The organism is Aquipseudomonas guryensis, from assembly GCF_014164785.1.
Lineage (GTDB): Bacteria > Pseudomonadota > Gammaproteobacteria > Pseudomonadales > Pseudomonadaceae > Aquipseudomonas > Aquipseudomonas guryensis.
The window spans coordinates 589147-610023 of the sequence record NZ_JACJFN010000003.1 but is presented as its reverse complement, the minus strand read 5'-3'; the positions used below and the strand labels follow the sequence as shown (position 1 = coordinate 610023).

19 protein-coding genes and 1 riboswitch are annotated in these 20877 nt (G+C 66.4%); of the genes, 8 read left to right on the top strand and 11 right to left on the bottom strand.

The genetic code is table 11. The annotated features are described in order from the left end of the window. The first annotated feature begins 101 nt into the window (after positions 1-101). Entirely contained in the window at positions 102-848 is a 747-nt protein-coding gene (locus tag H3H45_RS14505) for a DUF3298 and DUF4163 domain-containing protein (protein WP_182834446.1), read from the top strand. Positions 849-921: 73 nt separating this feature from the next. On the opposite strand, the gene thiC is transcribed toward H3H45_RS14505, so the two are convergent. Continuing rightward, the gene (thiC, locus tag H3H45_RS14500; RefSeq protein ID WP_182834445.1) at positions 922-2805 is read right to left on the bottom strand and encodes a phosphomethylpyrimidine synthase ThiC; all 1884 of its coding nucleotides are present in this window, start codon (positions 2803-2805) and stop codon (positions 922-924) included. Positions 2806-2894: 89 nt separating this feature from the next. Further along, positions 2895-3001: riboswitch (TPP riboswitch) on the bottom strand. A 220-nt stretch (positions 3002-3221) separates the two neighbouring features. On the opposite strand from thiC, the gene H3H45_RS14495 reads away from it, so the two are divergent. Continuing rightward, positions 3222-4664 carry a TolC family outer membrane protein gene (locus tag H3H45_RS14495; protein WP_182834444.1) on the top strand — a complete coding sequence of 481 codons (1443 nt, stop codon included), beginning with the start codon at positions 3222-3224 and terminating at the stop codon, positions 4662-4664. A 205-nt stretch (positions 4665-4869) separates the two neighbouring features. Here H3H45_RS14495 and H3H45_RS14490 read toward each other — a convergent pair whose 3' ends face one another. The 3 genes from H3H45_RS14490 to H3H45_RS14480 form a co-directional block, all read right to left on the bottom strand. After that, positions 4870-6120, bottom strand: coding sequence for a TIGR03862 family flavoprotein (locus H3H45_RS14490; protein WP_182834443.1), 1251 nt, complete (start codon positions 6118-6120; stop codon positions 4870-4872). Positions 6121-6181: 61 nt separating this feature from the next. Continuing rightward, complete coding sequence (locus H3H45_RS14485; RefSeq protein ID WP_182834442.1) at positions 6182-6640, bottom strand: TM2 domain-containing protein; 459 nt, start codon at positions 6638-6640, stop codon at positions 6182-6184. Positions 6641-6707: 67 nt separating this feature from the next. Then, positions 6708-7625 carry a histone deacetylase family protein gene (locus H3H45_RS14480; protein ID WP_182834441.1) on the bottom strand — a complete coding sequence of 306 codons (918 nt, stop codon included), beginning with the start codon at positions 7623-7625 and terminating at the stop codon, positions 6708-6710. Between the two features lie 73 nt (positions 7626-7698). On the opposite strand from H3H45_RS14480, the gene H3H45_RS14475 reads away from it, so the two are divergent. The 3 genes from H3H45_RS14475 to H3H45_RS14465 are packed head-to-tail and all read left to right on the top strand — an operon-like array spanning position 7699 to position 10765. Continuing rightward, positions 7699-9312: a SagB/ThcOx family dehydrogenase gene (locus H3H45_RS14475; RefSeq protein WP_182834440.1), complete on the top strand. Its 1614-nt coding sequence runs from the start codon at positions 7699-7701 to the stop codon at positions 9310-9312. Further along, the gene (gene tesB / locus H3H45_RS14470) at positions 9309-10178 is read left to right on the top strand and encodes an acyl-CoA thioesterase II (protein ID WP_182834439.1); all 870 of its coding nucleotides are present in this window, start codon (positions 9309-9311) and stop codon (positions 10176-10178) included. The genes H3H45_RS14475 and tesB overlap by 4 nt, the downstream gene beginning before the upstream one ends. Then, on the top strand, positions 10175-10765 hold the full coding sequence (locus tag H3H45_RS14465; protein ID WP_182834438.1) for an HAD family hydrolase: 591 nt from the start codon (positions 10175-10177) through the stop codon (positions 10763-10765). The genes tesB and H3H45_RS14465 overlap by 4 nt, the downstream gene beginning before the upstream one ends. A gap of 67 nt (positions 10766-10832) precedes the next feature. Here H3H45_RS14465 and H3H45_RS14460 read toward each other — a convergent pair whose 3' ends face one another. Next, positions 10833-12659 (bottom strand): long-chain-acyl-CoA synthetase, encoded by a 1827-nt coding sequence (locus tag H3H45_RS14460; RefSeq protein ID WP_182834437.1) that lies wholly within the window; start codon positions 12657-12659, stop codon positions 10833-10835. A 159-nt stretch (positions 12660-12818) separates the two neighbouring features. Here H3H45_RS14460 and H3H45_RS14455 point away from each other — a divergent pair, with 159 nt between their 5' ends. Next, positions 12819-13850, top strand: coding sequence for an AraC family transcriptional regulator (locus tag H3H45_RS14455; RefSeq protein ID WP_182834436.1), 1032 nt, complete (start codon positions 12819-12821; stop codon positions 13848-13850). Between the two features lie 29 nt (positions 13851-13879). On the opposite strand, the gene ypfJ is transcribed toward H3H45_RS14455, so the two are convergent. After that, a complete protein-coding gene (gene ypfJ / locus H3H45_RS14450) occupies positions 13880-14758 on the bottom strand; it encodes a KPN_02809 family neutral zinc metallopeptidase (RefSeq protein WP_182834435.1) in 879 nt (292 codons plus the stop codon). Between the two features lie 111 nt (positions 14759-14869). After that, positions 14870-15304 carry a DUF411 domain-containing protein gene (locus H3H45_RS14445; protein ID WP_182834434.1) on the bottom strand — a complete coding sequence of 145 codons (435 nt, stop codon included), beginning with the start codon at positions 15302-15304 and terminating at the stop codon, positions 14870-14872. A gap of 126 nt (positions 15305-15430) precedes the next feature. Between H3H45_RS14445 and H3H45_RS14440 the strand changes: the two genes are divergently transcribed. Further along, complete coding sequence (locus H3H45_RS14440; RefSeq protein WP_182834433.1) at positions 15431-15814, top strand: DUF4345 family protein; 384 nt, start codon at positions 15431-15433, stop codon at positions 15812-15814. A 105-nt stretch (positions 15815-15919) separates the two neighbouring features. Here H3H45_RS14440 and trmA read toward each other — a convergent pair whose 3' ends face one another. Beyond that, complete coding sequence (gene trmA, locus H3H45_RS14435; RefSeq protein WP_182834432.1) at positions 15920-17005, bottom strand: tRNA (uridine(54)-C5)-methyltransferase TrmA; 1086 nt, start codon at positions 17003-17005, stop codon at positions 15920-15922. Beyond that, the gene (locus H3H45_RS14430; protein ID WP_182834556.1) at positions 17002-18300 is read right to left on the bottom strand and encodes an NCS2 family permease; all 1299 of its coding nucleotides are present in this window, start codon (positions 18298-18300) and stop codon (positions 17002-17004) included. The genes trmA and H3H45_RS14430 overlap by 4 nt, the downstream gene beginning before the upstream one ends. A gap of 197 nt (positions 18301-18497) precedes the next feature. Here H3H45_RS14430 and H3H45_RS14425 point away from each other — a divergent pair, with 197 nt between their 5' ends. After that, positions 18498-19052: a DJ-1 family glyoxalase III gene (locus tag H3H45_RS14425; protein ID WP_182834431.1), complete on the top strand. Its 555-nt coding sequence runs from the start codon at positions 18498-18500 to the stop codon at positions 19050-19052. Between the two features lie 7 nt (positions 19053-19059). Here the strand turns inward: H3H45_RS14425 and H3H45_RS14420 are convergent, their stop codons facing one another. Together H3H45_RS14420 and H3H45_RS14415 are read right to left on the bottom strand one after the other, a co-directional pair. Continuing rightward, positions 19060-20283, bottom strand: coding sequence for an MFS transporter (locus H3H45_RS14420; RefSeq protein ID WP_182834430.1), 1224 nt, complete (start codon positions 20281-20283; stop codon positions 19060-19062). Between the two features lie 165 nt (positions 20284-20448). Next, positions 20449-20859: a MerR family DNA-binding protein gene (locus H3H45_RS14415; protein WP_182834429.1), complete on the bottom strand. Its 411-nt coding sequence runs from the start codon at positions 20857-20859 to the stop codon at positions 20449-20451. Positions 20860-20877 lie beyond the last annotated feature (18 nt).

The window sequence follows — 20877 nt, the reverse complement described above, 5'->3', positions numbered from 1 at the left end:
GGAGGGAAGGGCGCGGGCGGCGACAATGGCGCCCGTGCCGCCGGGAACACCGGGCGGCATGCACAGTCGAACTGCCCGTTGTTGTCGCCCAAGGAATGCCCATGCGCCCCATCGCCGTTGCCAGTCTGCTGGCCCTCACTCTGTTCCTCGCCGGTTGCCAGGGCCTGCTGCCGGCACGTGACAGCCAACCCCTGGCCACCAGCCGTGAGGCCTGGGAGCATCGCGCGCCGGGTTGCACGGGCGGCGACTGCCCGCTGGTGAATATCGACCTGCAGTTGCCCAAGGACCTCCCCGAGCTGCAGGCCCAGATCGAACGCGAGCTGCTCGGGCTGACCATCGAGCTGCCGGGCGACCCGCCGCCGAGCTCGCTGGCCAGCTATGAACGCGACTTCCTGGCCACGGCCAAACCGGGCTGGAGCAGCTACCTGCAGGCCAAGGTGTTGCAGCAGCATGGCCGTCTGCTGATCATCGAGCTGTCCAGCTACCGCTTCACCGGCGGCGCCCATGGCATCCCCGGGCGCGCCTACCTGAACTACGACCGCCGGCTCAAGCGCGTGCTCAGCCTGCAGGACATGCTGCTGCCCGGCGAAGAGCCGGCCTTCTGGCAGGCCGCCGAGCTGGCGCACCAGGCCTGGCTCAAGGCCAACGGCCTCGATCAGGACCTCGACTACCAGGCCAGCTGGCCATTTGAGCGCACCGACAACATCGCCCTGACCTTCGGCGCGGTGATGCTCAAGTACGAGGTGGCGCGCATTGCTCCCTACAGCAGCGGCCACCCGGAGCTGCGTATTCCCTATCCGCGGCTGAACGGCATCCTCAAGCCGTTTTATTTCCCGGGGCGCGGTTGATCGAGTTCAAGCCGGCATAAAAAAACCGGAGCCGCTGACGCAGGCTCCGGTTTTTTGCATCGCTACGACAGGGTCAGACCTGCTTGTAGATTACCGACCCTTCGCCCTTGAAGCGCTCGGCCTGCTCGGCAAACCCAGCTTCGATAGCCTTTTGCTCGTCGGTCAGGCCGTTCTCGGCGGCGTATTCGCGCACTTCCTGGGTGATTTTCATCGAGCAGAACTTCGGCCCGCACATGGAGCAGAAGTGCGCGACCTTGGCCGAGTCCTTGGGCAGGGTCTCGTCGTGGTAGCTGCGCGCGGTGTCCGGGTCGAGGCCGAGGTTGAACTGGTCCTCCCAGCGGAACTCGAAGCGCGCCTTGCTTAGTGCGTTGTCGCGGATCTGCGCGCCCGGGTGACCCTTAGCGAGGTCGGCGGCGTGCGCGGCAATCTTGTAGGTGATGATGCCGGTCTTCACGTCATCCTTGTTCGGCAGGCCTAGATGCTCCTTGGGCGTGACGTAGCAGAGCATGGCGCAGCCGAACCAGCCGATCATCGCCGCACCGATGCCGCTGGTGATGTGGTCGTAGCCGGGAGCGATATCGGTGGTCAGTGGGCCGAGGGTGTAGAACGGCGCCTCGTCGCAGCATTCCAGCTGCTTGTCCATGTTCTCCTTGATCAGATGCATCGGCACGTGGCCGGGGCCTTCGATCATGGTCTGCACGTCGTGCTTCCAGGCGATCTTGGTCAGCTCGCCGAGGGTTTCCAGTTCGCCGAACTGCGCGGCGTCGTTGGCGTCGGCGATGGAGCCCGGACGCAGGCCGTCGCCCAGCGAGAAGCTGACGTCGTAGGCCTTCATGATTTCGCAGATTTCCTCGAAGTGGGTATAGAGGAAGTTCTCTTTATGGTGCGCCAGGCACCACTTGGCCATGATCGAGCCGCCGCGGCTGACGATGCCGGTGACGCGCTTGGCAGTCAGCGGCACGTAACGCAGCAATACGCCGGCGTGGATGGTGAAGTAGTCCACGCCCTGTTCGGCCTGCTCGATCAGGGTGTCGCGGAACAGCTCCCAGGTCAGATCCTCGGCCACGCCGTTGACCTTCTCCAGCGCCTGGTAGACTGGCACGGTGCCGATCGGCACCGGCGAGTTGCGAATGATCCACTCGCGGGTCTCGTGGATATGCTTGCCGGTGGATAGGTCCATGACCGTGTCCGAGCCCCAGCGGATGCCCCAGGTCAGCTTGGCCACTTCTTCCTCGATGGAGGAACCCAGCGCCGAGTTGCCGATATTGCCGTTGATCTTCACCAGGAAGTTGCGGCCGATGATCATCGGCTCCAGCTCCACGTGGTTGATGTTCGCCGGGATGATGGCGCGACCGCGGGCGATTTCCTCGCGCACGAACTCGGCGGTGATCTCTTTCGGAATGCTGGCGCCGAAGCTCTGGCCGCCATGCTGCTCCTTGAGCAGACCGGCTTCGCGCGCCTCCGCCAGCTTCATGTTCTCGCGGATGGCGACGTATTCCATCTCCGGCGTGATGATGCCCTGGCGGGCGTAGTGCATCTGGCTGACATTCTTACCGGGCTTGGCCTTGCGCGGGTTGCGCACGTGGGCGAAGCGCATGGCGGTCAGCTCTGCGTCGTTCAGGCGGCGCTGACCGAATTCGGAGGACAGGCCCGGCAGCTTCTCGGTGTCACCACGGTCGTCGATCCAGGCGCTGCGCACATCGGCCAGGCCCTGACGCACGTCGATGGTCACATTCGGGTCGGTGTAGGGGCCGGAGGTGTCGTAGACGGTAACCGGTGCGTTGATCTCACCGCCGAAGGCGGTGGGGGTTACATCCAGGCTGATCTCGCGCATCGGCACGCGGATATCCGGGCGCGAACCCTGCACATAGACTTTCTGCGAGCGGGGGAAGGGTTGGATCGACTGCTGGTCGACCTGAGCGCTTTCGCTCAGGTTCTTGGCTTGTTCGGCACGCATCGGCTGACTCCTGGCTGGTGTCGGAGCGAACCTGGAGTGCAGAGGGGGAGCGCGGGCGCACCGGGATCGGTGCCGAGAGGGGCTCGCCGTGGCGAGTACATCTTGTTCCCTACGCAGGCCTTAACCTGATCAGGTTCAACGGGATCCGGAACTTTCCGATCTCAGCCCATGCTTCTGGGCACCCCGACAAGAACAGCCAGCAGTCTAATCAAGCGGCGGCGAGAACACCAACGTGCTGGTCGCATGAATGGGCTGATGGGTGTGAAAAAAAGATAAACTGAACCGGCTGGTAGAGTATTGTTGCAAGCCGGCAACAAAGCTTATTGCAAACTAGGCTATCGTCGTGCCTGCTGTGCCTTGACCACTGCGGGCTGCCCCCTTAGCCTTGCCCGATTCACTCGTATCTAGGATTGATCATGCTACGCAGACTCTCTCTGGCGCTCGCAGTAGCTTCCGCCGCATCCGGAATGGCCTGGGCCGCTGACGCCCCGGCTGGCAGCAAAACCGGTCTGGTGACCGTGTACAACGAGGCGGTGAAGAACAACGCCGACCTGGCCGCCGCCCGCGCCAACTACGGCGCCATCAGCGAAGTGGTACCGCAGGCCCGTGCCGGCCTGCTGCCGAACCTGTCCGCTGGCGCCGACATGACCAACACCGACACCAAGGTCGATCGCCGCATCGGTGAACTGGACGCCTCGCGCAGCGGCACTTCCTACCGCGCCAGCCTGAGCCAGCCGCTGTTCCGTGCCGACCGCTGGTTCCAGTACCAGGCGGCCAAGGCCACCAACGAGCAGGCCAGCCTGGCTTTGTCGGCCACTGAGCAGAACCTGATTCTGCAGAGTGCCGAGACTTACTTCGCCGTGCTGCGCGCTCAGGACAACCTGGCCTCGACCAAGGCCGAAGAAGCGGCGTTCAAGCGCCAGCTGGATCAGGCCAACGAGCGCTTCGACGTCGGCCTGTCGGACAAGACCGACGTGCTCGAAGCCCAGGCCGGCTATGACACCGCCCGCGCCAACCGTATCATTGCCCAGCGCAATGTGCAGGACGCGTTCCAGGCCCTGGTCACCCTGACCAACAACGAATACTCCGCCATTGAAGGTATCCAGCACACCCTGCCGATCCTGGTGCCGGTGCCGAACGATGCCAAGGCCTGGGTCGATACCGCCGCCCAGCAGAACCTCAACCTGCAGTCCAGCAACTATGCAGTGGATGCGGCCGAGGAAACCCTGCGTCAGCGCAAGTCCGGCCATGCGCCGACCCTCGACGCCGTGGCGCAATACCAGAAGGGCGACAACGATAATCTTGGCTTCAGCAACAACGATACGCTGTCCATCTACGACGGCGATGCCGAGCAGACCACCATTGGTCTGCAGCTGAATATCCCGATCTACAGCGGTGGCCTGACCAGTTCGCAAGTACGCGAGGCCTATCAGACCCTGACGCAGACCGAACAGGAGCGCGAAAGCCTGCGTCGGCAGATCGTCGAGAACACCCGCAACCTGCACCGCGCGGTGAACACCGACGTGGAAACCGTGCAGGCGCGCAAGCAGTCGATCATCTCCAACCAGAGCGCCCTGGAAGCCACCGAAATCGGCTATCAGGTCGGGACCCGCAACATCGTCGATGTGCTCGATGCCCAGCGTCAGCTGTACAGCTCGGTACGTAACTACAACGATGCGCGCTACGACTACATCCTCAACAACCTGCGCCTGAAGCAGGCCGCCGGCACCCTGGCACCGTCCGATCTGGATGCGCTGTCCAGCTTCCTCAAGCCGGACTACAACCCGGACCAGGATTTCCTGCCGCCGGACCTGGCCAAGGCCGCCGAAGCTCAGCTAAACGGCAACCCCGAGTACTGAGTAACGCGCAAGCAAAAAGCCCGGCAGATGCCGGGCTTTTTTATGGGCGATATGAATGGTGACCGGCTGATCCTTCCCACGCTCTGCTTGGGAACGCAGTTCCAGATGCTCTGCGTCTGCGGGACGCGGAGCGTCCCCGGATCGGGTTCCCACGCGGGAGCGTGGGAACCCTCGGCAAGGGTGCCACGGATATAGGAGCTTGCTCCTACCGAGGAAGGTTGCGCGTTTGCAGCCAGGCCAGGGCGCCAAGCCCGGCTGCACGGCCACTAGCGAAGCAGGCGGTAAGCAGGTAGCCGCCGGTCGGCGCTTCCCAGTCGAGCATCTCGCCGGCGCAGAATACGCTGGGCAGCTGGTGCAGCATCAGGTTCGCATCCAGTTGCTCGAACGGCACGCCGCCGGCGCTGCTGATCGCCTCGTCCAGCGGCCGCGGGCGCAGCAGGGTCAGCGGCAGGGCCTTGATCGCCGCCGCCAGCAGGCCCGGTTCGGCGAATTGCGCGGCGCTGGTCAGCTCGCGTAGCAGCGCGGCCTTGACCCCGTCGAGTCCCAACTGGTTATGCAGGTGCTTGGCCATGGAGCGCGAGCCGCGCGGCTTGGCCAGCAACTGGCTGACCTTCTCCAGCGAGCGATCCGGCTGCAGGTCGAGGTGCAGGGTGGCGCTGCCGGTCTGCTCGATCTGCTCGCGGATGGCGGCTGAGAGGGCATAGACCAGGCTGCCTTCCACGCCGACGGCGGTGAGGATGAATTCGCCACGCCGCGGCGCCTCGTCGGCCAGGGCCAGGGTTACGTTCTTCAGCGGGGCGCCGGCGAACTTGTCACGCAGCAGGGCGCTCCAGCCCGCCACCTCGAAACCGCAGTTGGCCGGCTGCAGGGGGGCGATGTGCACCCCGCGCTGTTCCAGCAGCGGCACCCAGGCGCCATCCGACCCCAGGCGCGCCCAACTGCCGCCGCCCAGGGCCAGCACGCAGGCATCGGCTTGGATGGCCTGTTCACCCTCGCTGGTCTGCAGGCGCAGGCTGCCATCGGCGTTCCAGCCCAGCCAGCGGCTGCGCGTGTGCAGGCGCACGCCGGTCTCACGCAGGCGCTTGAGCCAGGCGCGCAGCAGCGGTGCGGCCTTCATGTCGCTGGGGAACACACGGCCGGAGGTGCCGACGAAGGTGTCGATGCCCAGGCCATGGATCCAGGCGCGCAGACTGTCGGCATCGAAGTCGGCGAGCAGGCCGGCGACTTCCTCGCGGCGCTCGCGGTAGCGACCGAGGAACGCCGCTTTCGGTTCGGCGTGGGTGATGTTCATCCCGCCGACCCCGGCCAGGAGAAACTTGCGCCCCAGCGAGGGCATGGCGTCGTACAGCTCAACCCGCACGCCGGCATTGGCCAGCACTTCGGCGGCCATCAGCCCGGCAGGGCCGCCACCGATGATGGCGACTGTGGGCGATTGCGGAGGCGTAACTGCAGGCATGGAGAGTGACGAGCGGCGATTGAGGTGGCGATTCTACATCAGCAACCGGCTGGCGCCTGCGTCAGTCCGGCCGCTCCAGCAGCAGCTCGTTGAAGTCGATGGGCGCGGCGGGATCGCTCAGGGCCACGATCATGAGGGCCAGGAGCAGCGCAACGGCGACGAGCAGCAGGCCGACGCTGACGATGGCGATCAACCAGCTGCTGCCATCGGTATGGCCGTAGCGTTCTTTCCAGGCGTCCTTGTCGGTCGCCAGGAAGCTGATCGCCTCCACAAGGGCGACCAGCATGGGAATGCCGCTCCAGCTCAGCAACAGGTAGAACAGGCCCCACCACTGGCCCAGGTAGAAGCGGTGCATGCCCAGGCCGCCGAGAAACAGGGCGAGCAGGCCAGCGACTATCTGGTTGCGCGGCTTGAGGTTTTGCCCGGCGTTGCAGGCCGGGCAGTGGTTGTCCAGCCGGCCAATGGCCGTGCCACAGTAACGGCAGTAGACGTGTTGGGCGGTGGTGGGCTGGGCTTGCATGGGCAACATCCTGTCGGTGAGGCGGCGATCCTAGCAATGCCGGCCCTGCGGCGGCTAGCCGCGAAGGTCAGGCCCGCAGCGCCTGCAGCACCCGCGCCGCGCTGTGGTGGAGGATGCCGTGGCGGCGCGCCAGGGCGGCGCGGTCCTTGTCGTAGCCGCCGCCGATCAGGCCGACCACCGGGATCTCGCGCTCCAGGCAATGGCGCAGCACCGCTTCGTCACGGGCGGCGATGCCTGCGTCGGTCAGTTGCAGGTAGCCGAGGGCATCGTCGCGGTGCACGTCGACGCCGGCGTCGTACAGCACGATATCCGGCTGGTAGAGGGCCAGCAGGTAGCCGAGGCTGTCGTTGACCACCTTGAGGTAGGCGGCGTCGCCCATGCCGATCGGTAGGCCGATGTCCCAGTCGCTGACTGCCTTGCGTGCCGGGAAGTTCTTCTCGCAGTGCAGCGATACGGTGATGGCATCGGGCACCTGTTCCAGGATACGCGCGCTGCCGTCGCCCTGGTGTACGTCGCAGTCGAAGATCAGCACGCGCCCGGCCTGGCCGCTTTCCAGCAGATGCAGGGCCACCACCGCCAGGTCATTGAAGATGCAGAAGCCGGAGGCGTGGTCGAAGTGGGCGTGGTGGGTGCCGCCGGCCAGATGGCAGGCGATGCCGTGCTGCAGCGCCAGCTCGGCGGCCAGCAGCGAGCCGCCCACCGCGCGCACGGTGCGCCGGGCCAGCGCTGGACTCCAGGGCAGGCCAAGGCGGCGCTGCTCCTGCGCGGTCAGCTCGCCGGCGAGAAAACGCTCGATATAGGCCGGACAGTGAGCCAGGGCCAGCACCTCGGGCGGGCAGATTTCGGGGCGCTGCAGCTCGGCGTCGGTGGTCAGGCCGCTGTCCACCAGGTGATCGCGCAGCAGACGGAACTTCTCCATGGGGAAGCGGTGGCCGGCCGGGAAAGGCGGGCTGTAGTCGTCGTGGTAGACCAGCGGCAGGTACATCGGGCGGCTCTCGTGATCACGCGGTAGGCAGTATGCTGTGGGCCCTGTCACTGGCTCAAGGAGCCGTCGCCCGATGGATGCCGAACAGGCCGTACGCGCCTATCACCAGCTCAGCAAGCACCGCCCGGATGCCTATGCGCCTGGCCCCGGGCAACTGGACTGGGCGACCCAGCCGGGGCCGTTCCGCCGCTACGCCGGAGCGCGGCTGATCGAGCTGTGGCAGCGCCCGCAGGAGGAGTCGCCGGGCTACGATGCGGTGTTTGCCGAGCCACTCGGCGCGCCGGCCGAGTTGAACCGCGCCAGCCTGGCGCAACTGCTGTACGACAGCCTGGCCCTGTCGGCCTGGAAAGAGGCCGGGGGCAATCGCTGGGCGCTGCGGGTCAATCCGTCGTCGGGCAACCTGCACCCGACCGAGGCCTACCTGCTGCTGCCGCCCGGTGTGCTGGATGAGGCCGGCATGCTGGCCCATTACGCACCGGATCAGCATGCCCTGGAACTGCGCGCCGAGCTGCCGGTCGCGCTGGCCACTCAGTTGACCGAAGCCCTGCCGGCTGGCGGCTTCCTCCTCGGCCTGGCCAGCATCCCCTGGCGCGAGGCGTGGAAATACGGCGAGCGTGCCTACCGCTACTGCCAGCACGATCTCGGCCACGCGCTGGCGTGCATCAGCATCGCCGCCGCCATCCACGGCTGGCAGGTGCGCCTGCTGCGCGCAGTGGCGGAGAGTCGCCTGGATGGCCTGCTCGGCCTGGATCGCCCCGGCTTCCACGAAGCCGAACACGCCGACTGCCTGCTGTGGATCGGTCCGCCGCAGCCGGGCGAATTCAAGTTGCCGAGCAGCCTGCTCAATGGCCTGACCGCGCTGGAGCTGGCCGGGCAGCCCAATCGCCTGTCGCGCCACTACCGCGATTGGCCGGAGCTGGCGCGGGTGCAGGCCGTGTGCCGCTCTCCAGGATTGCCGCCGGCTGAGTGGACGGCGCCAGCAGGCCTGCTGGCCGCGGACAATCCCGGCCTGCCGCTGCGGCCGATCCTGCATCGGCGGCGCAGCGCCCAGGCCTTCGACGGCCGTAGCGGCATCCACGCCGAGCTGTTGTTCGCCTGGCTGCGCCGCCTGCTGCCAAACAACTCGCCGGTGCCGTTTGCGGTAACCGGTGCGCCGGCACAAGTCGACCTGTTGCTGTTCGTCCACCGAGTACAAGGCCTGGAACCCGGCCTGTACTGGCTGGCGCGCGGCAACGGGCAAGCCCAGCCAGAGGGACTGCGTGCGGACTTCCTCTGGCAGCGCGCGCATGCCGAGCTGCCGCTATACCGCCTGCTGACCGGCGATGCCCGCGGTCTGGCCGGCTTCCTGTCCTGCGGCCAGGACATCGCCAGTGACGGCTGCGTGGCCCTGGCCATGCTGGCGCGCTTCGACCAGGCCCTGGGTGAGGGCGTCTGGCACTATCCACGGCTGTATTGGGAGTGCGGGCAGATCGGCCAGCTGCTGTACCTGGAAGCCGAGGCGGCAGGCCTGTCCGGCACCGGCATCGGCTGTTTCTTCGACGATCAGGTGCATGAATTGCTCGAACTGGCCGACAGCCGCTGGCAAAGCCTTTACCATTTCACCATTGGCCGCGCGGTGTGGGATGAGCGTCTCTCCTCGCAGCCGGCTTACCCCGTATTGCGCCGCCCCGAGGGAGGGGAATCATGAGTCAAGTGCTGGAAAATCTGGTGGCCCTGCTGAGCCTGGAGCAGATCGAGGAAAACCTGTTTCGCGGCCTGAGTCAGGACCTCGGCTTCCGTCAGCTGTTCGGTGGCCAGGTGCTCGGCCAGTGCGTTTCGGCGGCCAGCCAGACCGTCGAGGAGGCGCGCCACGTGCACTCCCTACACGGCTACTTCCTGCGCCCCGGCGATGCCAGCCTGCCGGTGGTCTACCAGGTCGAGCGAGTGCGTGACGGCGGCAGTTTCAGCACCCGGCGGGTCACGGCGATCCAGAAGGGCCAGCCGATCTTCACCTGTGCCGCTTCCTTCCAGTTCGACGAGCAGGGTTTCAGCCACCAGCTGCCGATGCCCGACGTGCCTGGCCCGGAGGGTCTGCCCTCGGAGACCGAGCTGGCGCGCCAGGTCGCACAGCTGATCCCGGAGCGCATGCGCGAGCGCATGACCAGCGATAAGCCGATCGAGATCCGTCCGGTGACGCGCATTAATCCCTTCGCGCCCGAGCCCTGCGAGCCGGTCAAGTATGTCTGGTTCCGCGCCGCCGGTACGCTGCCGGCTGAGCCGCAGCTGCACAAGTTCCTGCTGGCCTACGCCAGCGACTTCAACCTGCTGACCACCTCGATGCAGCCGCACGGCGTCTCGGTGTTCCAGAAGTTCATGCAGGTCGCCAGCCTCGACCATGCCCTGTGGTTCCACGCCGACCTGCGCATGGACGACTGGTTGCTGTATGCCATGGACAGCCCCTGGGCCGGCAACGCCCGCGGCTTTGCCCGCGCCAGCATCTTCAATCGCAGCGGCCAGTTGGTGGCGTCATCCTGCCAGGAGGGGCTGACCCGCCTGCGCGAGGACTGGAAGTGAGGCTGCACGAGGCGCGGCACTGGGTGTTCGACATGGACGGCACCCTGACCATCGCCGTGCATGACTTCGAGGCGATCAAGCGCGCCCTGGAAATCCCCGCCCGCGACGACATCCTCCATCACCTGGCCGCCCTGCCGGCGGACGAGGCGGCCGCCAAGCATGCCTGGCTGCTCGAGCACGAACGCGAGCTGGCCCTTGCCGCGCAGCCGGCGCCGGGAGCCGTGGCCCTGGTGCGCGAACTGCAGCAGCGCGACTGTCACCTCGGCATCCTCACCCGCAACGCCCACGAGCTGGCGCTGCTGACCCTGCAGGCAATCGGCCTCGGCGACTGCTTCGCCAGCCAGGATGTGGTCGGCCGTGACGAGGCGCCGCCCAAGCCGCATCCCGGCGGCCTGTTGCAGCTTGCCGGGCAATGGCAGGTGGCGCCGCAGCAACTGGTGATGGTCGGCGACTACCGCTTCGACCTCGACTGCGCCCGCGCCGCCGGCGCCTTCGGCGTGCTGGTCAACCTGGCGGAGAACCCCTGGCCGGAACTGGCCGACCACTTCGCCGTGAGCTGTCACGCCCTGCTCGACCACCTGCAGTAGACGATCCTGTAGGGGAGCCGCGCGCACCAGTGGCCACAGCAGGCCATGGTGCGCAGAATCACTCGTTTTAGTAGCGATAGGTACCAGCGGCGATGGCCGCCTGCAGCTCACGGGTCAGTGGCACGTAACAGTCGCTGCCGGGCAGCCAGGCATACAGCGGGTCGTGGCAGCGGTCGAGGTCATAGGCCTGCTCTTTCAGCGGTGCCTTCTTGTGCTTGAAGGTGCCGGTGGTTTCCAGCTGCGCACTCAGGCGCAGGAACAGCGGTACGGCATAGGCCGGCAGTTCCTGGCGCAGGTGCGCGAGCAGGGCGTGGAAGTCGAAATCCTGCGGGGCGCAGGCCAGGCGGATACAGGCCATGCCGGCGCGGCCATTGGTGTTGGCGATCTCGACGCCGTAGACCACCGTTTCACTGATCTGCGCCACCGCGTCGAGCACGGCCTCGACCTGGGTGGTGGAGACGTTCTCGCCTTTCCAGCGGAAGGTATCGCCCAGGCGGTCGACGAACTGGGCATGCCGGAAACCCATGTCGCGCATCAGATCGCCGGTGTTGAACCAGGCATCGCCGGGCTCGAATACGTCGCGCAGGATGCAGCGCTCGGTGTCGCGTGCATCGGTATAGCCATGAAATGGCGTTTTTTCGGTGATCTTGCCCAGCAGCAGACCGACTTCACCCTTGGCCACGCGTTGCAGGTGGCCGTTCTCGCGCAGCGGCGCCTCACGTTCCTGGTCGTAGCGGACGATGGCGTAAGGGTAGGGCGAGAAGCCTACGGTATTGTCCAGGTTGAGCAGGTTGGTGAAGCCGATATTGCCCTCGCTGGAGGCATACAGCTCGACGACCCGCTCGACCGCGAAACGCTGCTTGAAGGTCTGCCAGATGCTCGGGCGCAGGCCATTGCCGACCATCACCCGGATCGGGTTGTCGGCGTCGGTGGGGCGTTGCGGCTGGTCCAGCAGGTAGCGGCATAGTTCGCCGACATAGCCGAAGGCGGTCGCCTGGTGGCGCTGCACCTCGTCCCAGAAACGGCTGGCGCTGAACTTGCGCACCATGATCAGAGCCGCCTGGCCGGCCAGCACCGAGCCCCAGCACACCACCATGGCGGTGCCGTGATAGAACGGTAGGCTGACGTACATGCGGTCCGTGCGGTCTAGGCGCACGGCGGCGAAACCGAAGGCGCCGTAGCCCTTCATGAAACGCCCGTGATTGAACACCACGGCTTTCGGCAGGCCGGTGGTGCCGGAGGTGTAGATGAAGAAACAGGGGTCGTCAGCGCGTACTGCACGCTCCAGCAAGGGGGCGTTTACCGGGTAGTCGTGCAGCTCTGCCGCCGGGTTGTTCCAGCCCGCGGGAGCCTCGCCTGGGTCGCGCCAGGTCGGGCGGTCGGCAAAGTAGTGGCAGGCCTCGGCAGGCAGTGCCAGTTCATCGGCGACTTCGCCAAAGGCGGCGAACAGTTCTTCGCCGACCAACACCATGCGCGGTTCTGCGAGTTTGATGCTGTGTGCCAGGACACGGCCGCGCTGACTGCTGTTGAGCAGCGCGCTGACCGCCCCGAGCTTGGCGCAGGCGATGACCCCGGCGAGCAACTCGAAACGGTTTTCGAACATCAGCGCGACGCTGTCGCCCTGGCGCAGGCCATGGGCGCGCAGGTAGTGCGCCAGCTGGTTGGTCCAGCGCTCGAGTTCGGCGTAGCTGAGCTGCTCGTCGTCCTGGATCAGTGCCGCGCCGTTGGGGTTGTCGCGCGCCGCCGTTTCGATGCAGCTGGCCAGGCTGACGGGATAGGCGCCGCGGCTACGGTTGCCGATATGCAGGCCCTTGACGATGCCCGGCAGATCAACGAGCAGGCGGGGCAGGCGGGATAGCAGGCGGGGCAGGGTGATCAGGTCGGCATGACTCATGGTGCAGGACTCCAGGCGGTGCGAAGCACTCGATGTTGTTTGCCGCTCAATCTAGTCAGTCGCTGCCCGGCTGTTGATAGCCAGGTGTTGCAAGGGACTGGCAATTCGTCTCACGGGGCGCGCACAATCGGACTCCTTCGGTTGGCGAAAGGATTGCCCATGCTGTTGGCGAACACGCCCAGCGCGACCGCCTCGCAGTTGCTCGATCTGTACCTGTCGCTGCAGGGCTTCGGCCTGGTCGGCCCGGACGATCTGCGCGAGCTGGGTGTCACCCTGGAGCAGTTGCATGACCTGGAGATGCGCGTGCCGGTGCGTTGGACGCTGCACCTCTGGCAGTGCGCCATTACTCGCGGTGCGCCTCCAGAGATCGGTCTGCTGGTCGGTCAGCGGCGCGGCTTGCACACCCGCGGCCCGGTCGCCCATCTGGCGGCACAAAGTGCCACGCTGGGCGAGGCGGTGGAGCTGTTCCGGCGTTATATCCCGGTCATGAGCGAGGGCGAGAACCTGCATGTCGAGCCGCTCGGTGCGCGCCTACGCGTGCACTTCCTGTTCAATGCGCCGCTGCTCGGCCACACCGTGGCCAGCGAGCACAGCCTCAGCTCGGCGCTGTGCTGGGCGCGCCAGCTCACCGCTGTGCGCCTGGTGCCACAGGCGGTGGGTTTCCGCCACGCGCCACTGGCGGCGCCGGCGATCTATCGCCAGGTGTTCGGTGTGCCGGCGCGCTTCGCCGAGGAGTCTGATTACCTGGAGTTGCTGGCGAGTGATCTGCTCCTGCCGGTGCCGGGGGCCAATGCCTATCTCAAGGGCCTGATGCAGCAGCGCGTGAGCGATATGCAGGCGCAGTTGCCCGCGCAGCGCAGCGTACGCACTCAGGTGCTGCAACAGATCGAGCGTGGCTTGCCGAGTGGCGAGTTATCGGTGGAGGGCGTGGCGCGGCGCCTGGGCATCAGCCGGCAGACCCTGCACCGCCACTTGCGTGAAGAGGACTGCTGCTTCTCCGAGCTACTGGCCCAGGTACGCCGCAGCTATGCCGTGCAGCGCCTGGCGCAGCCGGGCTGTCGGGTCGAGGCGCTCAGCCGCGAGTTGGGCTTCAGTGAGCCGAGTGCTTTCTACAAGGCGTTCAAGGGCTGGTTCGGCCTGTCGCCGAAGGCCTACCAGCAGCAGGCCGGCGCGGAGTCGATGAACGAATAGGGTGCGCCTTGCGCACCAGTGCTTATGCGTTACAGGCGTGCCGCTTTGAAGGTGTCGCAGCGGCCCACTTCGCCACGTTCGAAACCGGCCTTGAACCAGCGCTCACGCTGGGCCGAAGTGCCGTGGGTGAAGGAGTCGGGCATCACCTGGCCACGCGCCTGTTTTTGCAGGCGGTCGTCGCCGATGGCGTTGGCGGCGTTCAGCGCCTCTTCCAGATCGCCCGGTTCCAGCCAGTCCAGGCGGCGCTGGGCATGGTAGGCCCAGACCCCGGCCAGGCAGTCGGCCTGCAGTTCCTGGCGCACTAGCAGGCCATTGTCGCCTTCCACCCGCTCGCCGCGCTGACGCGCCGCGTGGACCTTGGCCGAGACGCCGAGCAGGGTTTGCACATGGTGGCCGACCTCGTGGGCGATCACATAGGCCTGGGCGAAGTCGCCGGCAGCGGCGAAGCGGGTTTCCAGTTCGCGGAAGAAGCTCAGGTCGAGGTAGACCTGCTGGTCGCCAGGGCAGTAGAAGGGCCCGACCGCCGCATCGGCGAAGCCGCAGGCCGAGCGCACGCCACCGCTGAACAGCACCAGCTTGGGATCCTGATATTGCTTGCCGCCGGCCTGGAAGATGGCGCGCCAGGTGTCTTCGGTGTCGCCCAGTACGGCGCGGACGAATTCGCTCTGTGGGTCGTTGGCTGCCGGTGCCGGCTGGCTCTGGGTAGTCACCCCGCCGGTTTGCACGGCCTGGCCGGCGATATTGCCGAGGATGGTCAGCGGGTCCTGGCCCATCAGCAGGCCGATCACCACGACGATGGCAATGCCGCCGAGGCTGAGACCCTTGCCGCCGCCGAAGCGCATGCCGCCGCCACCGCCGCCGCGGGCATCCACTACGTTGTCGCTGCGTCGTGCCTTCTGCCAGCGCATGGTCCACTCCTTCAGTCCGCCGAGGAGTAACAGTGTCGCTGGCGCAGGCGTACGGCGCCAGTCCGCTGGTCTAGCGGAGCATGAGCGCAGCGCAGAAACGGGGCGGTTGGCTTACGGAGCGGGGTAGTCGGTCAGCACTTCTTCTTGCCCGTCTTTCTGCAGGCCGATCACCTGGTAGGCGTGCACCACGCCGGTTTCCATGCCCGGTGAACCATGCGGCATGCCTGGCACGGCGGCGCCGAGCAGGTCGGGGCGCTGGCGCAGCTTGAGGATGTCGCTGGCCGGCACGTGGCCTTCGACGAACTTGCCGTCGATCACCCCGGTGTGGCATGAGGCCAGACGCGGCGGCACGCCGAGGCGACTCTTGACTGCGCTCATGTCGCTCTCGACATGGTCGTTGACCTGGATGCCGTTGGCTTCAAGGTGGCTGATCCAGTCCTTGCAGCAGCCGCAGTTGGCGTCGCGGTGGACATCCATGCTGATGGTTTCTGCAGCCTGGCTGGTGGCGGCGGCGAACAGGGCGGTGGCGAGCAGCAGGCGGCGCATGGCGGAGTCTCCGGAAGGTTGATGCATCAGGATAGCGCCGCTCTGCACGCAGTCCCAGCGTCAGACTGTTTCAGTCTGCGAACACAGCGCCTATGCTCGCTGCCATTCATTCAAGGGAGTTTGACCATGCTGTTCGCCCGTATCTTTCTGGCCGTGCAGACCCTGATCCTCGCCGGCTTCGGTCTGGCCTACCTGATCAAGCCGCACGAGCTGGCCAATCTCAGCGGCATGCTGCTGATGGCGCCGGCGGCAATCACCGATGTACGCGCCTATTACGGCGGCCTGCAGCTGGGCCTGGCGGCCTACCTGCTGCTGGCGCTGGCCCGCCTCGACCTGCTGCGCCCGGCGCTGAGCCTGCTGGTGCTGCTCTACGCGACCCTGGCGCTGACGCGTATGGCTGGCCTGTGGCTGGACGGCGGCGCGCAACAGACCTTCAACCTCTACGCCATGCTGTTCGAAGTGGTTTCGGCCGGGCTGGCGTTCTGGTGTTTGCGCGGGTTGCAGCGTTAACGCCGGTTTTTGCTCGCGGCCACCCAGAAGATCTGGATGTGCCTATGCGCGCAGGGGGCGCCGTGCGTATGGCGCACCCTGCGGCTCTAGCGTGGTAGACGCTGCTTAGCGCCTTACCAGCAGCACGCCGCTTTCCATGTGATGGGTCCAGGGGAACTGGTCGAACAGGGCGCAGCGCTCAATGCGGTGAGAATCGTTGAGCTGGGCGATGTTGGCGGCCAGGGTCTCCGGGTTGCAGGAGATGTACAGGATGTTGTCGAAGCGTCGGGTCAGCTCGCAGGTGTCCGGGTCCATGCCGGCGCGTGGCGGGTCGACGAATACCGCGCCGAAGTCATAGGACTTCAGGTCGATGCCGGCCAGGCGACGGAACGGCCGCACTTCGTTGAGGGCCTGAGTCAGCTCCTCGGCACTCAAACGCACCAGCTCGATATTGTCGATGCCGTTGTCGGCCAGGTTGGCCAGGGCAGCATTCACCGAGCTCTTGCTGATCTCGGTGGCCAAGACCTTTCTGACCCGGGTGGACAGCGGCAGGGTGAAGTTGCCGTTGCCGCAGTACAGTTCGAGCAGGTCATCGTCGCGCTCGCCGAGGGCATCGAAGGCCCACTGCAGCATCTGCTGGCAGACCAGGCCGTTGGGCTGGGTGAAGGCGCCTTCCGGCTGGCGGTAGCGGAAGGTGCGCCCGGCCACGGTCATTTCTTCCTGCACGTAATCGCGACCGATCACCAGGCGCTGGCCACGCGAGCGGCCGACCAGGCTGACGCCGAGGCTGGTTGCCAGCTGCTCGGCCTCGGCCTGCCAGGCGGCGTCCAGCGGACGGTGGTAGCACAGGGTGATCAGTGCATCGCCGGCCAGCGTGGTAAGGAATTCGACCTGGAACAGCTTGAACGACAGCGCACGGCTGGCTTGCCAGGCCGCCTTCAGCTGCGGCATCAGTTGATTGATGCGCTGGCTGGCGATGGGGAAGTCTTCGATCAGGATCGGCGTGTGCTTGTCGCCGGCGGCGAACATCGCGTAGTGACGCTCTTCCTGCTCGCGCCACAGGCGGAACTCGGCGCGCAGGCGGTAGTGCTCGCCCGGCGAGGCAAACACTTGAGGTTCTGGCGCAGCAAAGGGCGCCAGCAGCTCGCGCAGGCGGGCTACCTTGTCGTTCAGCTGGGCGGTGTAGGCCGCCTGGTCTCGGTTCTGGCTCATGCGCTGGCGGTAAATCCGAATTTGATGACGAAGATCGCGGCGAGGACCACCAGGGCCGGGTTGAGTTCCTTGAAGCGCCCGGCCAGGGCCTTGATCACCACCCAGCTGATGAAGCCGAAGGCGATGCCGTTGGCGATGGAGAAGGTCAGCGGCATGGCCAGGGCGGTGATCACCACGGGGGCGGCGACAGTGATGTCGTCCCAGTCGATCTCGGCCAGGCCGGAGGTCATCAGCACCGCGATGAAGAGCAAGGCCGGGGCGGTGGCAAACGGCGGTACGGTGCCGGCCAGCGGGGCGAAGAACAGGGCCAGGAGGAACAGCACGGCGACCACGCAGGCGGTCAGGCCGGTGCGCCCGCCGGCGGCGACGCCCGAGGCGGATTCGATGTAGCTGGTAGTCGTGGACGTACCGAGCAGCGAGCCACCCATGGCGGCGGTGCTGTCTGCGATCAGGGCGCGGCCCATCTTCGGCAGGTGGCCGTCCTTGCCCATCAGCCCGGCGCGCTTGGCTACGCCGATCAGGGTGCCGGTGTTGTCGAACAGGTCGACGAACAGGAAGGCGAAGATCACGCTGACCATGCCCACGTCCAGCGCACCCATGATGTCGAGCTGCATGAGGGTGGGCATGATCGACGGCGGCATCGAGACGATGCCGCCGAACTTGCTCACACCCAGGGCGACGGCAATGGCGGTGACGACCAGGATGCCGATCATTACCGCACCGGTCACCCGGCGGGCTTCCAGGGCGACGATCAGGAAGAAGCCGAAGATCGCCAGCAGCGGGCCGGGGGCGTGCAGGTCACCGAGGCCGACCAGGGTGCCCGGATTGGCCACCACCAGGCCGGCTTCCTTCAGCGCGATCAGCGCGAGGAACAGGCCGATACCGGCGGCGATGGCCGAACGCAGCGGCAGCGGGATGCTGTTCACGATCCACTCGCGGATGCGGAAGATCGACAGCAGGAAGAACAGCGTGGCGGAAATAAATACCGCGCCCAGCGCCACCTGCCAGCTGTAGCCCATCTGCAGGACTACTGTATAGGTGAAGAAGGCGTTGAGGCCCATGCCGGGCGCCAGGGCGATCGGGTAGTTGGCGATCAGGCCCATCGCCGCCGAGCCGATGGCCGCGGCCAGGCAGGTGGCGACGAATACGGCGCCGGTATCCATGCCCGTCTTGCCGAGGATTTCCGGGTTGACGAAGAGGATGTAGGCCATGGTCAGGAAGGTGGTCAGACCCGCCAGGATCTCGGTACGCACCGTGGTGTTGTGTGCCTTGAGTTGGAACAGCTTTTCCAGCATGTTGGCTCCCATGAACCGCTGCGTGAGTGAGGTGCGGACTGCGCGAAAGCAAAGCACAAAGGCCGCTGGTCGGGGGAAATCGACAGCAGATTTCGGGCCAGATCCGGAAAAGTCGCGCACTATACCAGCTCGCTCCCGAGCGGTGAATTTATGACCGGACGGACAGCATCGGTTTCCGTTCGCCAAGGAGAACAGCCATGACAACCCGCGCCCTGATCGCCGTCGCCGACGGTGTCGAAGACATTGAAACCGTGACCCTGATCGACGTGCTGCGCCGCGCCGACGTCGAAGTGGTGGTGGCCAGCATCGAGAACCGGCGCATGTTCACCTGCGCCCGTGGCTCGCGGATGACCGCCGACGCCATGCTGATCGACGTGCTGGCCCAGGACTTCGACCTGATCGCCCTGCCTGGCGGCATGCCCGGCGCCCAGCACCTGGCCGACCACGCCCCGCTGGCCGAGAAGGTCCAGGCCCAGGCCAAGGCCGGCAAGCTGTTTGCCGCCATCTGCGCCGCCCCGGCCCTGGCCCTGCAGGGCTACGGCGTGCTCAAGCAACGGCGGATGACCTGCTACCCGGCGTTCAGCGACCGCCTGTCGGGCTGCACCTTCGTCGATCAGCCGGTGGTAGTCGACGGCAACTGCATCACCAGCCAGGGCCCGGCCACGGCGCTGGAATTCTCTCTGACCCTGGTCGAACAACTGGTCGGCAAGGCCACGCGCAAGGCGGTGGGCGAGGCGATGCTGGTGCCCTGATGGCGGGTTAACCCTCCTGGTGGGGCTTGTGCAGGTGATCGCGTCGCGCCAGGGTCGGGAACAGCTTGATCCAGGTGCCGGTCACCAGCAGGGTGCCGACCCCGCCGAGCAGCACTGCCGGCACCGTGCCGAACCAGTGTGCGGTGACGCCGGACTCGAACTCACCGAGCTGGTTCGAGGCGCCGATAAACAAGCCATTTACTGCACTGACCCGGCCGCGCATGGCGTCAGGGGTGTCCAGTTGCACCAGCGCGCCGCGGATGACCATGCTGATCATGTCCGCCGCGCCCAGCACCACCAGTACCGCCATGCTGAACCAGAACGAGGTGGAGAGGCCGAAGGCGATGGTCGCCACGCCGAAGACCGCCACCGAGCTGAACATGATCGGCCCGGTGCGCCGTTCGATCGGGAAGCGCGCCAGCCACAGCGACATCAGTAGTGCGCCGACCGCCGGCGCCGAGCGCAGCAGGCCGAGACCCCAAGGGCCGGTGAGCAGGATGTCCTTAGCGAACACCGGCAGCAATGCGGTGGCGCCGCCGAGCAGCACGGCGAACAGATCGAGGGAAATCGAGCCGAGTACATCCGGTTTGCTGCGAATGAAGCGGATGCCGGCCAGCAGGGTATCCAGGGTCGCCGGCTCTTTGCGCAGCACCTGGCCGGTGGCGGTGAGGCCAAGCATCAGGCTGCAGGCCAGCACGTAGAGCAGCACGGTCGGGCCATATACCCACTGCGCGCCGAAGGCGTAGAGCAGGCCGCCGAGGGCCGGGGCGATGATGGTCGCCGCCTGCATGGCTGAAGCCGAGGCGGCTACCGCACGCGGGAATAGCTCGACCGGCACCACGTTGGGCAGCAGTGCCTGGGTCGCCGGCATCTCGAAGGTGCGCGCTAGGCCAAGGAGGAAGGCCAGACCGAAGATCAGCTCGCGGCTGATGCTATCGGTGCCGCTGCCCAGCAATAGCGCCACCGCCACCAAGGCCTGCACGGCCTGGCAGGCGGCGGCGATCTTGCGTCGCTCGAAGCGGTCGGCGACATGCCCGGCATGCAGCATGAACAGCAGGCGCGGCAGGAATTCGGCGAGGCCGACCAGGCCCAGGTCGAGCACGCTGCCAGTCAGCTGGTAGAGGTGCCAGCCGATGGCCACGGTGAGCATCTGGAAGCCACTGGCGGTGCAGACGCGAGCGAGCCAGAAGGCCATGAACGGCTTGTGCCGGCGCAGAAGAAGTTCGGACATGGCAGGTGGATGCTTAGGCGGCTAACGAGGTTTGCCAGCCTAGCATGGCTGACCGCCGCCACCGTTGCCATTGGCGAACGCAGTGTTCGCTGGGTGTACACGGTGGATGGGAATGCAGTCATAGGGTGCGCCATGCGCACCCTGCGGACTTGTCGTCTCGATCAGTCAGGCGCAGCAGTCGCGGCTATCCAGGGCTTCCAGCAGGCGACAGTGTTCGGCGTGGCCGCTCTGGCAACCTGCGATCTTGTTCAGCTCGGCCTGCATGTTCTGCAGGTCGCGGATGCGCGCCTCGATGGTGTCCAGGTGTTCGCGCACCATCTGGTCTGCGCTGGCGCAGGGGCTTTCGGGATGGGCGGCGAGACCCAGCAGGCTGCGGATTTCCTCCAGGCTGAAGCCAAGCTCGCGGCCGCGGCGGATGAAGCGCAGGCGGCGCACGTCCATCGCCTGATAGTGGCGATAACCGGCGGCGCTGCGCTGGGGTGCCGGGAGGAGGCCGGAGCGCTCGTAGAATCGGATAGTCTCCAGATTGACGCCGCTCTCGCGACTGAGTACGCCGATGGTGAGGGGTTTACTCATGTTTGGCTCCGCTGCTTG